Raw genomic sequence first — 512 nt, 5'->3', positions numbered from 1 at the left:
GCTCAAGTACTTGGGCGCATTAAGAAATGAAAGTAGTCTGGTCTCCATTAGCACTTCAGAAACTAGGTGATGCAGCGGAGTTTATTTCTTTGGATAATCCACCTGCGGCAGAGAGGTGGGTAAACGAAGTTTTTGATAAAACTGAACTCCTTGGAAGTATGCCTGAAATGGGGCGGTTTGTTCCTGAAATGCCCCATACGAACTATCGCGAAATCATCTTTGGCCACTACCGTATTATCTACAGTTTAAGCCACGAAATTCGCATACTAACAGTTCGTAACTGTCGTCAAATTTTATCTGAAAGTGACGTGTAAAACTGTGTTATAACAAAGCGTTAAAGAGGGATTCATGCCGCGTGGCATTTTTGGTATGCAGTGAATTTTGGTGGTGAAGGTGGTCTGCGGAAAGTTGGTTTATGCGGCATTCACCCCTTAACGCGGCGTTATGTTTATGACAAGGAGGTAAATCCAAAATGGAAAATAGGGTATTAAATAAATCAGTATTTTTGTTGT

At 41.4% G+C, this 512-nt stretch carries 2 protein-coding genes; both read left to right on the top strand.

Annotated features, from left to right (window positions below):
* The first annotated feature begins 26 nt into the window (after positions 1-26).
* The gene (locus FC652_RS20295; RefSeq protein ID WP_031818843.1) at positions 27-314 is read left to right on the top strand and encodes a type II toxin-antitoxin system RelE/ParE family toxin; all 288 of its coding nucleotides are present in this window, start codon (positions 27-29) and stop codon (positions 312-314) included.
* A 30-nt stretch (positions 315-344) separates the two neighbouring features.
* Positions 345-491 (top strand): DUF3265 domain-containing protein, encoded by a 147-nt coding sequence (locus FC652_RS20290; RefSeq protein WP_369597892.1) that lies wholly within the window; start codon positions 345-347, stop codon positions 489-491.
* The last annotated feature ends 21 nt before the right edge of the window (positions 492-512 follow it).

Source organism: Vibrio sp. 05-20-BW147, from assembly GCF_013369385.1.
GTDB lineage: Bacteria > Pseudomonadota > Gammaproteobacteria > Enterobacterales > Vibrionaceae > Vibrio > Vibrio floridensis.
The sequence above is the reverse complement of the archived record's forward strand: the minus strand, read 5'-3'. Positions and strand labels throughout refer to the sequence as shown.

Bases quoted from the DNA above. Each gene is read 5' to 3' on its own strand.
- FC652_RS20295 (WP_031818843.1), top strand. From the start codon at position 27: ATGAAAGTAGTCTGGTCTCCATTAGCACTTCAGAAACTAGGTGATGCA.